14 protein-coding genes are annotated in these 14,133 nt (G+C 72.0%); 1 reads left to right on the top strand and 13 read right to left on the bottom strand.

Features of this window, described 5'->3' with window-relative positions; translation table 11 throughout:
- Positions 1–8: 8 nt before the first annotated feature.
- The 4 genes from ACH4F6_RS06335 to ACH4F6_RS06320 form a co-directional block, all read right to left on the bottom strand.
- Positions 9–1,739, bottom strand: coding sequence for a thiamine pyrophosphate-dependent enzyme (locus ACH4F6_RS06335; RefSeq protein WP_397958715.1), 1,731 nt, complete (start codon positions 1,737–1,739; stop codon positions 9–11).
- 13 nt (positions 1,740–1,752) lie between these two features.
- A complete protein-coding gene (locus tag ACH4F6_RS06330; protein WP_397958714.1) occupies positions 1,753–2,613 on the bottom strand; it encodes an amidohydrolase family protein in 861 nt (286 codons plus the stop codon).
- A 204-nt stretch (positions 2,614–2,817) separates the two neighbouring features.
- Positions 2,818–4,026 carry an L-2-hydroxyglutarate oxidase gene (gene lhgO / locus ACH4F6_RS06325; RefSeq protein ID WP_397958713.1) on the bottom strand — a complete coding sequence of 403 codons (1,209 nt, stop codon included), beginning with the start codon at positions 4,024–4,026 and terminating at the stop codon, positions 2,818–2,820.
- 36 nt (positions 4,027–4,062) lie between these two features.
- Entirely contained in the window at positions 4,063–5,511 is a 1,449-nt protein-coding gene (locus ACH4F6_RS06320; RefSeq protein WP_397958712.1) for an aldehyde dehydrogenase family protein, read from the bottom strand.
- A gap of 193 nt (positions 5,512–5,704) precedes the next feature.
- Here ACH4F6_RS06320 and ACH4F6_RS06315 point away from each other — a divergent pair, with 193 nt between their 5' ends.
- Entirely contained in the window at positions 5,705–5,992 is a 288-nt protein-coding gene (locus ACH4F6_RS06315; RefSeq protein ID WP_397958711.1) for a putative quinol monooxygenase, read from the top strand.
- A gap of 42 nt (positions 5,993–6,034) precedes the next feature.
- Here the strand turns inward: ACH4F6_RS06315 and ACH4F6_RS06310 are convergent, their stop codons facing one another.
- From ACH4F6_RS06310 to ACH4F6_RS06270, 9 genes are all read right to left on the bottom strand, one after another.
- The gene (locus ACH4F6_RS06310; protein WP_397958710.1) at positions 6,035–7,063 is read right to left on the bottom strand and encodes a methionine synthase II (cobalamin-independent)-like protein; all 1,029 of its coding nucleotides are present in this window, start codon (positions 7,061–7,063) and stop codon (positions 6,035–6,037) included.
- A 3-nt stretch (positions 7,064–7,066) separates the two neighbouring features.
- Positions 7,067–7,531: a heme-binding protein gene (locus ACH4F6_RS06305; RefSeq protein WP_397958709.1), complete on the bottom strand. Its 465-nt coding sequence runs from the start codon at positions 7,529–7,531 to the stop codon at positions 7,067–7,069.
- Positions 7,528–8,313, bottom strand: coding sequence for an alpha/beta fold hydrolase (locus ACH4F6_RS06300; protein ID WP_397958708.1), 786 nt, complete (start codon positions 8,311–8,313; stop codon positions 7,528–7,530). The genes ACH4F6_RS06305 and ACH4F6_RS06300 overlap by 4 nt, the downstream gene beginning before the upstream one ends.
- Positions 8,314–8,339: 26 nt before the next feature.
- Complete coding sequence (locus ACH4F6_RS06295) at positions 8,340–8,711, bottom strand: VOC family protein (protein WP_397958707.1); 372 nt, start codon at positions 8,709–8,711, stop codon at positions 8,340–8,342.
- Positions 8,708–9,496, bottom strand: a complete 789-nt coding sequence (locus ACH4F6_RS06290) for a fumarylacetoacetate hydrolase family protein (protein ID WP_397958706.1) — start codon at positions 9,494–9,496, stop codon at positions 8,708–8,710. The genes ACH4F6_RS06295 and ACH4F6_RS06290 overlap by 4 nt, the downstream gene beginning before the upstream one ends.
- Complete coding sequence (locus ACH4F6_RS06285; RefSeq protein ID WP_397958705.1) at positions 9,493–10,941, bottom strand: NAD-dependent succinate-semialdehyde dehydrogenase; 1,449 nt, start codon at positions 10,939–10,941, stop codon at positions 9,493–9,495. Before ACH4F6_RS06285 ends, ACH4F6_RS06290 begins: the two co-directional genes overlap by 4 nt.
- Positions 10,942–10,990: 49 nt before the next feature.
- Positions 10,991–11,911, bottom strand: a complete 921-nt coding sequence (locus ACH4F6_RS06280; protein WP_397958704.1) for a VOC family protein — start codon at positions 11,909–11,911, stop codon at positions 10,991–10,993.
- Positions 11,912–12,034: 123 nt separating this feature from the next.
- Positions 12,035–12,943, bottom strand: coding sequence for a LysR family transcriptional regulator (locus ACH4F6_RS06275; RefSeq protein ID WP_397958703.1), 909 nt, complete (start codon positions 12,941–12,943; stop codon positions 12,035–12,037).
- 162 nt (positions 12,944–13,105) lie between these two features.
- Positions 13,106–14,071, bottom strand: a complete 966-nt coding sequence (locus ACH4F6_RS06270) for a sugar ABC transporter substrate-binding protein (protein WP_397958702.1) — start codon at positions 14,069–14,071, stop codon at positions 13,106–13,108.
- Between the last annotated feature and the right edge of the window lie 62 nt (positions 14,072–14,133).

Raw genomic sequence — 14,133 nt, 5'->3', positions numbered from 1 at the left:
CTCCTGGTTCAGCGGGTGACGAGGACGTCGACGACGGCGGTGGTGCCCTCCGTCACGGCCTTGAGGGCGCGCTCCAGCGCGGGCGCCAGGGCCTCGGTCGTGTCGACGGTCTCGGTGTGCATCCCGAACGGCTCGGCGAACCGGGCCAGTCGGGGCAGTCGGTGCAGGTCGGTGCCGAGCCACTCGCCGGTCTCGGCGGCCGCGCCCTCGGGGTAGAACCTGCGGTGGTTGAGGTTCATCGATTTGTAGACGCGGTTGTTGAACACCACGACCAGCACGGGCAGGTCGTACGCCTTGCTGGCGTCGTACGACTGGATGACCGGGTTGTAGGCGAAGGCGCCGTCGCCGACGGTGAGGACCACCGGGCGGTCGGGGGCGGCGAGCTTGACGCCGAGCGCGACCGCGATGCCCTGGCCGAGGCCGCCCTGCACGTAGAAGTACGAGTCGGGGGCGTCGGTGCGCAGGTGGCGCTTGACGGTCCGGCTGTGGGTGATCGTCTCGTCGACGACGATGCCGTCCTTGCCGTCGAGCAGCCCGCGCAGCGTGGCGGCGACCAGCACCGGGTCGACGCCCTCGGCGTCCCCGGCCCGTTCCCCGGCCTTGGTCTCGGCCTGCGCGACGGCGGCCCGCTCGGCCGCGAACCGGGTCTCCTGCGCGGCGAGGCGCTCGGCGACGGCGGCCTCGTCGAGGTCCTTCGCGCGCTTGGTGAGCTGGCGCAGGGTGTGGGCGACGTTGCCCTCCAGGTAGGTGTCCGCGAACAGGACCTGGTAGACGACGTGCGGGCGCTGCGGGACCTCGTCGATGACGACGATCCTCGCCCGGGAGGGCTCGCGGCTCGGCGGGTAGAACGGCACGCGGCAGTTGACCAGCAGGATCAGGTCCGCCGTGTCCATCCACGGGCCGATGTCGGTGCCGGCGTGCAGCCGGTGGGTGCGCGGGAAGTTGCCGCACACCGCCGAGTCGGGCTCGACGACCGGGATGTTCCAGGCCTCGGCGAAGGCCGTCAGGGCCTCGAAGCCGCCCGCCTCCCGGCCGGCCGTCTCCGTCACGATCACCGGGTTGCGGGCCTCCCGGATCATCCGCGCGACCGGGTCGACCTCCTCCGGGGAGCTGTGCGTGGAGCCCGGCGCGACGACCGGCTTGGCCTCGCGGCCGTCCCAGTCCTCGAGCAGGATCTCCAGCGGGACGTTCAGGTAGGCGGGGCCGGCCGGGGCGCGCCACGACAGTTCCGCCGCCCGCGTGATCATGGTGGGCAGCGTGTGCACGCTGGCCGCCTGGGTGGACCACTTGGTGAACGGCTGGGCGATGCCGTGCGGGCCGCCCACGATCGACAGGTTGCGGTACCACTGGCCGCCCGGGTCGTGGCCGGGGGCGTCGCCGTACGTGGTGGACTCCGAGGAGGCGACCACCATGGGCACGCCCGCGAGGAGCGCGCCGTGCACCGCCATCGACCCCTGGAGCAGGCCGGGGGCGGCGTGCAGCAGCACCCCCTGGGGGCGGCGCTTGAGGAGTCCGTAGCCGGTGGCCATGCCGACGGCGACGGTCTCGTGGGTCAGGTCCAGGTACCGCGGGGCCGGCTCGCCGTCGCGGTGGCGGCGGGCCAGCGACTCCCACACCGGGGCCCATTCGGACCCCGATGAGCAGAAGAGGTAGTCGGCGCCGACGGCGTTGAAGGCGGATACGAAGGCGGCACCGCCGTCACCGCCGTCGGCGCCCGGCGTGTTGTTGCTGTCCGTCATCTCTGGTGGTTCCTCAGCCCTCGATCGGCCAGTTCAGGACCTCGGAGATACCGCGGCCCATGATCCACTCCAGCTCCTCGGGCGTGAAGTCCCAGTGCTTGGTGAACTGTTCGATGGTGTCGGTGTACGTGATCCCGTGGCCCAGGAGCCGCGTGATGTCGGTGCCGTAGAAGCAGCGCTGCGGGCCCATCCTGTCGACCATCTCGCGCACGTACTTCTGGATGTTGTCGTTCGGGAACGGCTGCGTCGAGTAGCCCGGCAGCGCCGAGACCTTGACGTAGATGTTCGGGTGGGCGGCCAGGTCGGCGGTCTCCTGCACCCAGTAGCCGATCGCGTCGTCGACGCAGCGGGCCATGATGCCCATGTGGTCGATGATGATCTTCAGCTCGGGGTGCCTGGCGGCGATCTCGCCGAGCTCCTTCTTCCAGATCGGGGCGTGCACCATCGTCGGGATGCGCAGCTCCTCGGCGACCGGCCAGTACCAGTCGTTGGTGCCGTCGATCATCCAGTTGCGGTCGATGGGCCGGTGGAAGGTCAGGCGCGTGCCCTTGACGTGCGGGTTCTGCGCGAAGTCCGTCAGCATGGCCTTGCCCTCTTCGGGCTTGTTCTGCGGGATGCGGGCCATGATGCCGAACCGGTCGGGGTGCGCCTCGCACGCCTCGAGGGCGTAGTCGATGCGGTCGCCCTCCCAGGACGGCGGCAGGATCAGCGCGCGGTTGACGCCGGCCTCGTCCATCAGCTCCAGGGCCTCCTCGTAGGAGAAGGGGTCCTCGCGGTGGCCGTTGAGCCGGATGCGCTCCCTGGCGCCCGGGACCCAGGGGCGGTCCGGGGTCTCTTCCTTCCAGATGTGGATCTGGGTGTCGACGACGAACATGTCCCGTACTTCTTTCTCTTGGCGGAGCCGGATTCGTGGAGCCGCGTGCGCGGAGCGGATCGGTGGCGCGGGTCGGTGGAGCCGATCGGTGACGCGGGCCGGTGGGGCGTTGCGGAGGGAACGCTAGGCGGGTGGTGAGGCCTTGCGGAGCCCCTGGGAGCGCAAGCTGTTGTTGCGTGGAAGTGCGCTGTGCGCAGGGCGCTTTCAGGTGGCGGACGGGTCCTCGAAGACGGCGTCGACGATGTGCTCGGCGATCGCCATGGAGGCCGTCGCGGCCGGCGAGGGCGCGTTGCGGACAGCGGTGACACGGCCCACCCGGTGGATGCGGAAGTCGTCCACGAGGGTGCCGTCCCGGTCCAGGGCCTGGGCGCGTACGCCCGCGCCGCCGCGGACGACGTCCCGCACGCCGACGCCGGGGACGTACAGCGCCGCGTCCTTCATGAAGGCCGCCGTGGAGAAGGATCCGCGGTACTCCTTGACGCCGGTGCGCCAGTGCCGGGCGGCCATCCTCCAGGCGCCGGGGTAGCGGGCGAGGCCGAGCAGGTCCCGCGGGGAGACCCCGGTCCGGGTGTATCCCTCCCTGGCCAGCGCCAGGACCGCGTTGGGGCCGACCTCCACCGAACCGTCGACGCGGGGGGTGAAGTGCACGCCGAGGAACGGGTAGCGCGGGTCCGGCACCGGGTAGATCAGGCCGCGCACCAGGTGCGTCCGCTCCGGCCTGAGCAGCATGTACTCGCCGCGGAAGGGGACGATCCGCGGCTCCGGCCGGTCCCGCGCGAGCCCGGCCACCGTGTCGGAGTGCAGGCCCGCGCAGAGGATCAGCCGGTCCACCCGCACCTTCTCCTGCCCCGAGGAGACCTCGACGCCGCCCGGCACGTCGTGCAGGCCCGTGACGGCGAAGCCGAGCCGGACCTCGCCGCCGGAGGCGACGACGTCCTCGGCGAAGGCGCGGGCGACCGCCGGGTAGTCGGTGATCGCGGTGCGCGGCGAGTGCAGGGCGGCGACGCCGCCGGCGTGCGGCTCGATCTCCCGGATCTCCTCCTGGGAGATCCGCCTCAGGTCGGGCACGTGGTTGTTCCGGGCCCGCTCGTAGAGGGCGTCCATCCGGCCCAGCTCGTCCTCGCGGACCGCGACCACCAGCTTGCCGGTCTCCCGGTACGGCAGCCGGCGGTCCTGGCAGTACTCCCGCAGCAGGGACACCCCGCGCACGCACAGGTCGGCCTTGAGGCTGCCGGGCGTGTAGTAGATGCCGGCGTGCACCACGCCCGAGTTGTGGCCGGTCTGGTGGAGCGAGACCTCCCGCTCCTTCTCGAAGACCACGACCCGGGTGCCGGGCCGGCTCAGGGCGATCTCGCGCGCCGTGGCCAGACCCACGATGCCGGCGCCGACGACGCCGATCGTCTCGTCGGCCATCAGCGTCCTCCTCTCTCGTGTTGCCGCTCCCGTTCGTCAGGCACCGAAGTGGACGGCGACCGTCTTGACGCGCGTGGAGAAGCGCAGGACTTCCTCGCCCTGCTCCTTGTAGGCCGTGCCGGAGTCGCGGAACCCGCCGAAGGGCAGGTGCACGTCCCAGCCGGTGGTGGTGGTGTTGACGGCGACCTGGCCGCACTCGGCCTCGTCGGTGAAGCGGTACGCGCTGGACAGGTCGCCGGTGAAGACGGCGGCGGCCAGGCCGAAGTCGGAGTCGTTGACGGCCTCCACGGCGGCGTCGAAGTCGGGTACGGCCCGCAGCGCGAGCACCGGCCCGAAGACCTCCTCGCGCCAGATCGCCGTCTCGGGCGTGACGTCGGCGAGCACGGTGGGCTGCACGTAGCAGCCGTGCGCCCGTTCGCCCTCGTCGTCCGCCCGGCCGCCGGTCAGGACGGTGGCGCCCTGTTCGACGGCCCTGGCCAGGTCGGCGAGGACGCTGTCGCGCTGCTTGGGGCTCGACAGGGGACACAGGGTGGTCGCCGGGTCGCTGCCCGGGCCCGTCCTCAAGCCCTCGACCTCGGCGACCAGCAGCCGGGTGAACTCCTCGTACGCGGGCTGTTCGACGATCACCCGGCTGGTGGCGGTGCAGCGCTGGCCGGCCTGGCCGAAGGCGGCCGCGACGACGGCCCTGGCGGCGGAGGGCAGGTCGGCGTCCTTCAGGACGACCGAGGCGTTCTTGCCGCCGAGCTCGCCCTGGAAGCGGACGTTGCGGTCGGCGAGACGGCGGCGGATGCGGTTGCCGACCGCGTTGGAGCCGGTGAAGGTGAGGCCGGCGATCCGCGGGTCGTCGAGGAGGGCCTCCTCGATCTCGGCCGTGCGGCCGGTGACGACGTTGAGCACTCCGGCCGGCAGACCCGCGTCGTGCAGGGCGCGCGCGAAGTGCAGCCCGGACAGCGGGGTTTCGCCGGCGGGCTTGAACACGGCCGCGTTGCCGGCCGCGAGCAGCGGGGCGAGTTTGCGGGCCGGGGTGATCAGCGGGTCGTTCCACGGGCTGATCACGAGGATCACGCCGATGGGCTCGCGCTGGGTGTGGGTGCGGTGGTGCGGGCGGACGTCGTGCAGGAGGGTGCCGTAGCCCTGTCGGGCGAGACCGGCGTAGTACTCCAGGAAGTCGGCGGCCTTGAGGGTCTCGCCGGTCGCCTCGGCCAGGGTCTTGCCGTTCTCGGCGGTGACGTCGGCGGCGATCTCCTCGGCCCGGTCGCGGATCAGCCGGGCCGCGCCGGTGAGGACGCGGGCCCGTTCGAAGGGGCTGGTGCGCTTCCACCCGGCGAAGGCGCGCTCGGCGTGGTCGAAGGCCCGGGTGACGTCCTCGGCGGTGAGGGCCGGGACGCGGGCGACGGGGGTGCGGACGTCGGCGGGGTCGAGCACGTCGATCCATTCGGCGGTCGCCACCCACTCCCCGCCGGAGAGGGTTTCCACGGTGCGCATGTCGGGTCACTTCCTTCGTCGGCCACGGTGCGGACTGCGACGACACACCACGTCGGGGCGGTGTCGCCAGTCCCGTGGCAGCAGGCATTGGTTGCGCGGCGCGCGGGTGGGCGCGGATCCGATCCGTGCTGGAATTCGGCGGGCGGGAGGCCCGAACGGGGACTCCGCGGACCCGTTGAGGAGAGACAGACACATGTCCTACGCCGTCGTCGCCCACTACCGCTGCGAGCCCGCCGACGAGGCGGCCGTGCGCGCCGCGCTGCTGAAGGTGCGCGACCACACCCGCGCAGAGCCCGCGAACGAGGCGTACGAGGTGCACGCCGAGGAGGGCCGGCCCGGCGGGTTCCTGCTGTACGAGCGGTACGCCGACCGGGCCGGGTTCGAGGCGCACAAGACGGCCGACCACTTCCGCGAGCTGGTCGCGGAGACGGTGTGGCCGCTGCTGACGGACCGTTCGGTGACGTTCGCGGACGTGCTGTAGGACGAGGTGCCGGGCGGCTCCCCCGGGGCCGCCCGGCACCGGTCAGAACTCGTTGCCCCAGCAGTACCGGGCGACGGTCTCCACCAGCACCAGCTTGCGGCGCTGGTCCTCGGCGGTGAGCAGCGGCCGGCTCGCCACGTCGGCGAAGCCGCGGGACGGGCTCACGGCCGCGTCCTCCAGGTCCTTGACCTCGGCGACCGCGTCGACCCGGCGCATCACCGTGTCGATGTCCTCCAGCTCCGGCACGGTCGCGTCCACGACGCCCAGGCACACGTCCCGGTCCTCCGGCAGCGCCCTCACCAGGTCCAGCTCGGCCTCGGTGCCCTGGTCGAACGGCAGGATCCAGCGGTCGGCGCCGACCTCGCCGTACAGCTTCTCGGCGCGGGCCCGGTCCACCTCCGCCGGCGCGGCCCAGCCGGGCGCCACCCCGATGCGGACGCCCTCGGGGCGCTCGTCCAGCCGGACGGCGAGGGCGTCGACGGCGAGCGCGTCCTCGAAGGACAGCGCGCCGGGGTCGGCCGGATCCGTGGCCAACTGGTCCAGCAGCAAGGGGTTGTTCAGCTGGACGAGACGCACGCCCCGGGAGACCAGCAGCGCGATCTCCGCCCGGACGATCTCCGCGAGGGCCTCGCCGAGCGCCCGCGCGGAGGGCACGCCGAGGCCGGGCCGGAAGGTGGTCGCGGCGAGGTACGCCGGGGACGGCAGCGACGCCTTGGGGGCGATCACCGTCAGTTCGGTGAGCCGGGCCGCCCAGTCGGCGAGCAGCGGGCCGTCGGCCTCGGGCAGGGACTCGGCGACCCAGCGCACCAGGCCCCGGGAGTCGGTCTCGTCGGTGCGTCGGAAGCCGGAGACGGAGTCGAGGACGGCGCTGCGGAAGTCCTCGCGCGGGAAGTCGCCGTCGGTGACGACGGTGGAGCGCAGCTTGCGCTGGAACACCACCGCGTCCCGGACCGCCCCGAGTGCGGCCTCCCGCAGCGCCTCCGGGTCACCGGCCGCGCGGGCGGCGGTGAGCTCGGGCGGGCGGACCAGGCTGCCGTGGTGGTCGATGCGGTAGTTGAACGTGTCCGCCATGGGTCACGCGTCCTTTCCGGTTCCCGCGACGCCCCAGGCGGCGAAGTCCAGTTCGTAGCCGAGGGATTCCAGGACCTCGTCGGCGATCTTCTGGTCCTCGTCCGCGGTGCCGCCGGCGATGCCGAGGCCGCCGATGACCTCGCCGTCCTTCTTGACGGTGACGCTGCCCTCGGTGGCCAGGATCGGCAGTGCGGCGCCGGGGAGCTGGGAGAGCTGGGAGAAGAAGACGGGCTGGCTCTCCTGCCACTTCTTCAGCATCGTGCCGGGACGCTGCATGACGGCCGCGGTGTACGCCTTGGCGCGGGCGATGTCCGGGGTGAGGGGGCGGGCGCCGTCCGGGCGGCGGATGGCGATCGGGAAACCGCCGGCGTCCACGACGGCGACGCTCACCGCCTTCCCGAGGGCCCGGGCCCGCTGGTGGGCGGCTTCGATGATCTCCTCGGCGGCGGCCAGGGTCAGGGTGGTCATGCGGCTTCCTCCGGTGCGGTGAGGGTGCGGCGCAGCCGGGCGACGGCCTCGTTGTAGGGGCCCGGCGTCTCCCAGTACATGGAGTGCGGGGCCCCCGGGACGATCTCCAGGCGCGAGTCGGGGAGCAGTTCGTGGGCGCGGGTGACCGTCTTGACGCCGAGCACGGCGTCCTTCTCGCCCGCGAGGAACGCGACCCGCACGCCGGACGCCCGGATCTCCTCCAGGGAGGGGCCGTCGGTGTCGAGGTTGCGCAGGTCCTGCATCCGGGCGGCGTTGAAGGTGCCCATCTGCTGGAACAGGAAGGTGAGGTCGGCGCGCTCCCGCTGGAACGGCTTGGTCAGCAGGCGGTCGACGACGGGGAGCTTGACGGCTTCGGCGCGGTCGGCGGCGGCCAGTTCCCGCAGCTCGGGGTGGCTGATGCCGCCCAGGGAGTGGCCGAGGACGACGGAGGAGACGCGCTCGGGGCGCAGCAGGCCGGCGCGCAGGGCGGCGACGGAGCCGATGGACTGGCCGACCAGCATGACGTCGGTCAGGTCCTCGTGGTCGAGGACGGCGACGACGTCGCCGGGGAAGTCCTGACCGTCGAACTCCGGCATGGACGAATCGGACCTGCCGAAACCGCGCAGGTCGAGGGTGACCACGGTGAACTCGTCGCGCAGGGCGGCGACCTGCTGCCACCAGGCGGCGTGGTGACCGCCGCTGCCGTGCACGAACAGGATCGCCGGACCGCTGCCGTGACGCTCGTAGTAGATCGAGGTGCCGTCGGAGTCGGCGTAGGGCATGGAAGGTAACTCCTCATCAGCGGTGCTCAGTTGGGGCGCTTGGCGTGGTACACGAGCTCGATCATGGTGTGGTCGGGGTCGTGGATGTAGCAGAACTTCGACTGGTTCTCGGGCCGCTGGATCGGGCGGGTGTGGCGGATGCCCAGTTCCTCGAGGTGGGCGAGGAAGTCGTCCCAGTCGTCGACCTCGACGGCGAAGTGGTAGGGCGCCATGCGCTCCATCTCCTCCACCGGCGTGAAGTGCAGGTCGAAGGTGCCGCGGGTCATCAGCACCACGCGCGTGTTGGACTTGGGCGTGATCCGCTTCATGCCGAAGACCTTGGAGTACCACTCGGCGGTGCGGTCGGGGTCGGTGGTGGGGAAGTTGACGTGGTGGATGTAGCGGGGTTCTGCGCTCATGACGGATTCCCTTCGGAACGAACGGGGTTGGACAGCACGCCGATCCCGCCGATCTCGACCGACACCGTGTCCCCCGGTTCGATCTGACAGGTCGACTCGGCGCCCATCCACAGCACGTCACCGGGGTGCATGGTGATGTGCTTGGTGATCTCGACGATGTAGTCGAAGGGGTCGAAGACCATGTCTCCGGTGGGGAACGAGGCCCGTTCCCCGCCGTTGACCCGCAGGGTGGTCGTCTGCGCGAGGGCGTCGACGTCGGTCTCGATCCAGGGGCCCATGGGCTTGAAGGTGTCGCTGTTCTTGCTGCGCCAGAACGTGCGGTCCTGGTGCTGCCAGGTGCGGGCGCTGACGTCGTTGCCGATGGTCCAGCCGAAGACCGACGCGCGGGCCTCGTCCCGGGTGGCGTGCCGCAGGGTGCGGCCGATGACGGCGACGAGTTCGGGCTCGGCCTCGAAGCGGCCCTCGACCTCGGCCGGCTTCACGATCGGCGCGAGGTGGCCGGTGAGCGCGTTGTTGGCTCGGTAGCCGACCTCGGGCCGGTCCGGCAGGACGGCGGCCGCGTCGCCGCGCTTCGCGGCGTGCTCGACGTGGCGCGGGTAGTTCATGCCGACGGCGTAGAAGACGGGCGGGACGACGGGCGGCAGCCAGACGGCGGTGTCGCGCCGGACGGCGCCGATGACCTGCGGGTCCTCCTCGAGGGGCGAGCCGGACAGCAGTTCGACGTCCGTCTCCCCCACCCGTCCCCACACCGGTCGGCCGCCGACCGAGAGCCGTGCGTACCTCATGGCACCAGCAGGTGGGAGACGCGCTTGGTGACCAGGTAGGCGTCGAGCGCCTCGGGTCCGCCCTCGCGGCCGTAGCCGCTGTCCTTGACGCCGCCGGAGGGCGCCTCGTGGACGGAGCCGCCGCAGTGGTTGATCGACAGGATGCCGGCCTCCAGTTCGTCGGAGAGCTTCTCGACGGTCGCGGCGGAGTCGGTGAAGCCGTAGGCGGCCAGCCCGTACGGCAGCGCGTTCGCGGTCGCGAGCGCTTCGTCGAGGTCGGTGAAGGGCAGCACGGGCGCGATCGGCCCGAACGGCTCCTCGTGCAGCAGCTCCGCGTCCTCGGGCACGTCGGTGAGGACGGTCGGCGCGAAGAAGTAGCCGGGGCGGTCCGGGCGTTCACCGCCGGTGAGGACCTCGGCGCCGCGGGCGACGGCGTCGGCGGTGAGCCGCTCCAGCGCCTTCAGCCGGCGCTCGTTGGCCAGGGGGCCCATGGTGGTGCCCTCGGCCAGCCCGTCGCCGACGACGACCGCCTCGGCCGCCCGGACGAACTCGGCGGTGAACTCCCCGACGAGGCTGTCGTGGACGAGGAAACGGCTGGGCGAGGTGCAGACCTGGCCGGCGTTGGCGAACTTCGCCCGGGCGGCCCTGCGGGCGGCCTTCACGGGGTCGGCGTCCGCGCAGACGATCACCGGGGCGTGGCCGCCCAGTTCCATCAGGGACGGCTTCATGACCTCGCCGGCCCGCGCGGCGAGCAGTTTGCCGACGGGCACGGACCCGGTGAAGGCGACCATGCGGATCACCGGGGAGGCGATCAGGTGGGCGGAGACCTCGGCGGGCTCGCCGAAGACGAGGTTGAGCACCCCGGCCGGGAGCCCGGCGTCGGCGAAGCAGCGCACCAGTTCCATCGCCGTGGCCGGGGTCTCCTCCGAGGCCTTGAGGACGATCGAGCAGCCGGCCGACAGCGCGGAGGAGATCTTGCGCATCGGGCCGCCCGCCGGGAAGTTCCACGGGACGAAGGCGGCGACGGGCCCGATCGGCTCGCGGCGCACGGTCAGGAGGGTGCCGGGCCCGGAGGGGACGATGCGGCCGTAGGCGCGGCGGGCGTCGTCGGCGTGCCAGCGCAGGGTGCCGGCGACCCGGCGGACCTCGCCGGTGGCCTCCGCGAGGGGCTTGCCCTGCTCCAGGGTCATGATCCGCCCGACCTCGGCGGCGCGCTCGGTGAGCAGGCCGGCGGCGGCGTGCAGGATCCCGGTGCGCTCGGCCATGGGCGTGGCGCGCCAGGTCCTGAAGCCCTCCGCGGCGGCGCCGAGCGCGCGGTCCAGGTCGGCGGGGGCGGCCAGGGGGACGTCTCCGATCACCTCCTCGGTAGCCGGGTTCACGATCGGGGCGGTACGTCCGGTACCGCCCTGGCACCACTCGCCCGCGATGTACAGGCGGACGGCGGGGTAGCCGTGGTCGGTGGTCATGGGTGGGTGCCCTCTCAGGCTGGGGGGTGGGTCGGGGTGCCGTCAGGCCTCAGGCGCCGGCGGCGGCGTCCTGGTCGCGGTGGGTGCGCAGGGCCCAGATGTGGTGCGGCGGGGTCGTCTCGTGGACGCGGGTCTCGTAGGTGTCGTCGACGCGGTCCATGTCGGCGGCGTACTCGACGCGGCCCCCGCACGGGGCGTGCAGGAAGCGGAAGACGTTGGAGCCGATGGTGTGCCGGCCGAGCCTGCGGGCCTCCCGCCAGCCCCGCTCGATCATGAAGTTGCCGCCCTCGATCACGTCGTCGAAGCCGGGCACCTCGTAGGCGACGTGGTTGACGCCGACGCGGTCGGGGCGGTGGCACAGCAGCATGGTGTGCTGGTCGTCGTCGCCGGGGGCCTGCAGGAAGACGCCCATGGGCTCGACGACGTCGGTGGGGCGGAAGCCGAGGAGGCCGGTGTAGAAGGCGACCGCCTCGTCCTTGCCCTCCTTCGCGATGTTCAGCGCCACGTGGCACATCCGCAGCGGGTGGGCGCGGGTGAGCGGCTCCAGGGCGGTGTTCCAGCGGGTCACCCTGCCCGGGGAGTTGACGGGCCGGGGCTCGACGGCCGTCTTCTTCGGACGGGCGAGGGTGAGGCCGACGCCGAAGCCGCTGCGGTCGACGGTGCGGAAGACGCCGTCGGCGCTCTCGCGCACCGTGCGGTCCCGGCCGACGGCGGTCACCAGCCGCCGGAGTTCCTCGCGGGTGTCGACGCCCCAGACCACCTCGCGCAGGGTCGGGCCGTCCTCCACCGGCGGGGGGAGCAGCGGGCCCGGGTCGGTGTCGAGGTGCAGCGTCTGCCCGGTGAGCGTCTCGAACACCGCGTGTTCGCCGGTCCGCTCCACCAGGAACAGGCCGAAGTCGTCGAAGAACCGGACGCATACGTCGAGGTCGGCGATGCCGTAGGTGACCGATTCAATTCTCTGGATTCCCATGGATTCCTCGTTTCCGGGTCGCCCGGTGAGCGTAGGTTCGGGGTGGTGAGGGCCTCAACGGTCCGGGTCCGACGGAATGCGCAATCGTTTGTTGCGGCCGTGGCCCCGGACCGGCCGGCGCCGTCATCCGATCGCCGGGATGGGGTTCTGCGAGAACCACGCGGAGAGGAAGTCCAGGAACACGCTGATCTTGCGCGGGGTGTCCTGGCCGGGGCCGTGGATCGCGTACAGCGGGCGGTCCGGGACCGCCAGCTCCGGCAGCAGGACCCGCAGGGCGCCGGAGACGAGGTCGTCGTAGGCGGGCCGCTGGGGCAGCAGGGCGATGCCGCGGCCGTGGACGGCGGCCTTCTGCAGGGCCAGGTAGGAGTTGGACGAGAAGGCGATGTTGCGGATCTTGTGCAGGGTGCTGGCGTGGCCGTGGCCGATGCGCCAGACCGGGTCGTTGACGTGCACCAGGCAGTCGTGGTGGGCGACGTCGTTGGGGTGCGTGAGGGCGCCGCGGCGTTCGATGTAGTCCGCCGAGGCGCACAGCACGAACGGCAGCGAGGCGATCTTCTTCAGCCGGACGCTGGAGTCGCGCAGGTCCCGGGTGTGGAAGGCGACGTCGAATCCGCTGTCCAGGAAGTCGTAGGTGCGGTCGGACATTCCGCCGAGTTCGAAACGGACCTGGATTTTCGGATGGGCCGCGGAAAAGGCGGCTATCGCGTCGCCGAGGTCCAGGCTGCCTATCCATTTCGGGCAGATGATGCTGAGCGTGCCTTCCGCACGGTCGTGGGAGTCGGCGATCGCCGCGTCCTGCGCCTCGATCTCGTCCAGGATCCGGGCCGCGAATTCCGCGTACCGCTGCCCCGGCTCGGTGAGGCTCACCGAGCGGGCGGTGCGGTTGACCAGGCGGACCCCCACCTGTCGTTCCAGCTCGGCCACGTGCCGGGAGACCAGGGAGCCCGAGGAGCCGAGTTTCCTGGCGGCTCCGTTGAAGCTTCCGGCCCGGGCGACGGTGACGAAACTGTGCATGAGGAGCAAGCGATCCATGTTTTCCTCCGACGGCACTCCCCGCCCGGCGGCGGACGGCGGGGAGCGAAGGGTCCTCCCACGAGGCCACGACGACCGGACATCGGTTCCGGGCCGGGGTGGCCTCATGGCGGAATGCTGCGGCTCGGACGCGCTGCGGGGGCGCCGGTTCCCGGTGGGGCCCTACTGGGGGCAGTACTGGGGAGCCTCGCTCACGTTGTCCTCGGTGACCAACACAAGAGGAATGTTGGAGATCTTGTCAACACCCTTGCTCTCGTCGAGCAGTCCGACCGTGTTCTTCACCGCTGTCCGCCCGATGGTCAGGGCGGAGTTCGCGACGGTCGCGGAGAGCCGGCCGTCCTCGACCGCGGCGACGCCCTCCTCGGTGCCGTTCACGGAGACGATCCTGACGTTCTCGGCGCCGGCCGCGTCGAAGGCCTTCCGGACCGCGAACGCCATCTCCTCGTTGGCCACGAAGGCGTAGTCGAGGTCGGGGTGGGCCTGGATCATGTTCTCGGCGACGTCCTGCGCCTTGGCCGGGTTGAACATGCCGGGCTGCTCGGCCACCACCTTCGCGTTCGCGGGGAGAGCTTTCTTGAAGCCGCCCACCAGCAGGTCCGAGGCGGCGCCGGGGGCGCCCGCGACGATGCCGACCGTGACGTCCTTGCCGGCGGCGTCCTTCCCGATCCAGCCCGCGTCCAGGGCGCCGACCTTCTTCAGGTCGACCACGGCCGCGCCGAGCACGTCGGACATGTCGGAGGTGGCCACCGAGGTGAGGTAGATCGGCACTCCGGCCGCCTTGGCCTTGGCTATGTCGCCCTCCAGGGCGTCCACGTTCACGGTCTGGACGATCAGCGCGTCGACGTTCCGGGCGATCATGTCCTCGATGTTGGACAGCTCGGTGCCGGCGTCCTGCTTGGAGTTGGCCGAGTAGACCTCGGCGTCCTGGGCCTTCGCCTCCTGCTCGACCGCCTTGAGCAGACAGGTGTGGAAGTGCGTGGTGGAGCCGTTGACGAAGCCGAGGGACACGGATCCGCCGGCGCCGGCGCCGCCGTCGTCCTGCGAGCCGCATCCGGCGAGCGTCAGGGCGGCGACCGCGGCGAGCGAGACCGCGGCGGCGCGGCGGGGTGATCTGGCGAGGGGCGTCATGGGGCTGGCCTTTCCTGCGTCGTCGAAGAGAAGGTGCGGTGACGGGTGAGGGGGCGCGCACG

The sequence above is a fragment of the Streptomyces sp. NPDC017936 genome, from assembly GCF_044328485.1.
GTDB lineage: Bacteria > Actinomycetota > Actinomycetes > Streptomycetales > Streptomycetaceae > Streptomyces.
Note: the sequence above shows the minus strand (reverse complement) of the source record. Positions and strands in the feature narration are given on the sequence as shown.

Coding starts and splice junctions, on each gene's coding strand:
- ACH4F6_RS06285 (WP_397958705.1), bottom strand. CDS start 10,941: ATGACCACCGACCACGGCTACCCCGCCGTCCGCCTGTACATCGCGGGC.
- ACH4F6_RS06310 (WP_397958710.1), bottom strand. CDS start 7,063: ATGGCGGACACGTTCAACTACCGCATCGACCACCACGGCAGCCTGGTC.
- ACH4F6_RS06300 (WP_397958708.1), bottom strand. CDS start 8,313: ATGCCCTACGCCGACTCCGACGGCACCTCGATCTACTACGAGCGTCAC.
- ACH4F6_RS06295 (WP_397958707.1), bottom strand. CDS start 8,711: ATGAGCGCAGAACCCCGCTACATCCACCACGTCAACTTCCCCACCACC.
- ACH4F6_RS06315 (WP_397958711.1), top strand. CDS start 5,705: ATGTCCTACGCCGTCGTCGCCCACTACCGCTGCGAGCCCGCCGACGAG.
- ACH4F6_RS06305 (WP_397958709.1), bottom strand. CDS start 7,531: ATGACCACCCTGACCCTGGCCGCCGCCGAGGAGATCATCGAAGCCGCC.
- ACH4F6_RS06330 (WP_397958714.1), bottom strand. CDS start 2,613: ATGTTCGTCGTCGACACCCAGATCCACATCTGGAAGGAAGAGACCCCG.
- ACH4F6_RS06275 (WP_397958703.1), bottom strand. CDS start 12,943: ATGGATCGCTTGCTCCTCATGCACAGTTTCGTCACCGTCGCCCGGGCC.
- ACH4F6_RS06290 (WP_397958706.1), bottom strand. CDS start 9,496: ATGAGGTACGCACGGCTCTCGGTCGGCGGCCGACCGGTGTGGGGACGG.
- ACH4F6_RS06280 (WP_397958704.1), bottom strand. CDS start 11,911: ATGGGAATCCAGAGAATTGAATCGGTCACCTACGGCATCGCCGACCTC.
- ACH4F6_RS06270 (WP_397958702.1), bottom strand. CDS start 14,071: ATGACGCCCCTCGCCAGATCACCCCGCCGCGCCGCCGCGGTCTCGCTC.
- ACH4F6_RS06320 (WP_397958712.1), bottom strand. CDS start 5,511: ATGCGCACCGTGGAAACCCTCTCCGGCGGGGAGTGGGTGGCGACCGCC.
- ACH4F6_RS06335 (WP_397958715.1), bottom strand. CDS start 1,739: ATGACGGACAGCAACAACACGCCGGGCGCCGACGGCGGTGACGGCGGT.
- lhgO (WP_397958713.1), bottom strand. CDS start 4,026: ATGGCCGACGAGACGATCGGCGTCGTCGGCGCCGGCATCGTGGGTCTG.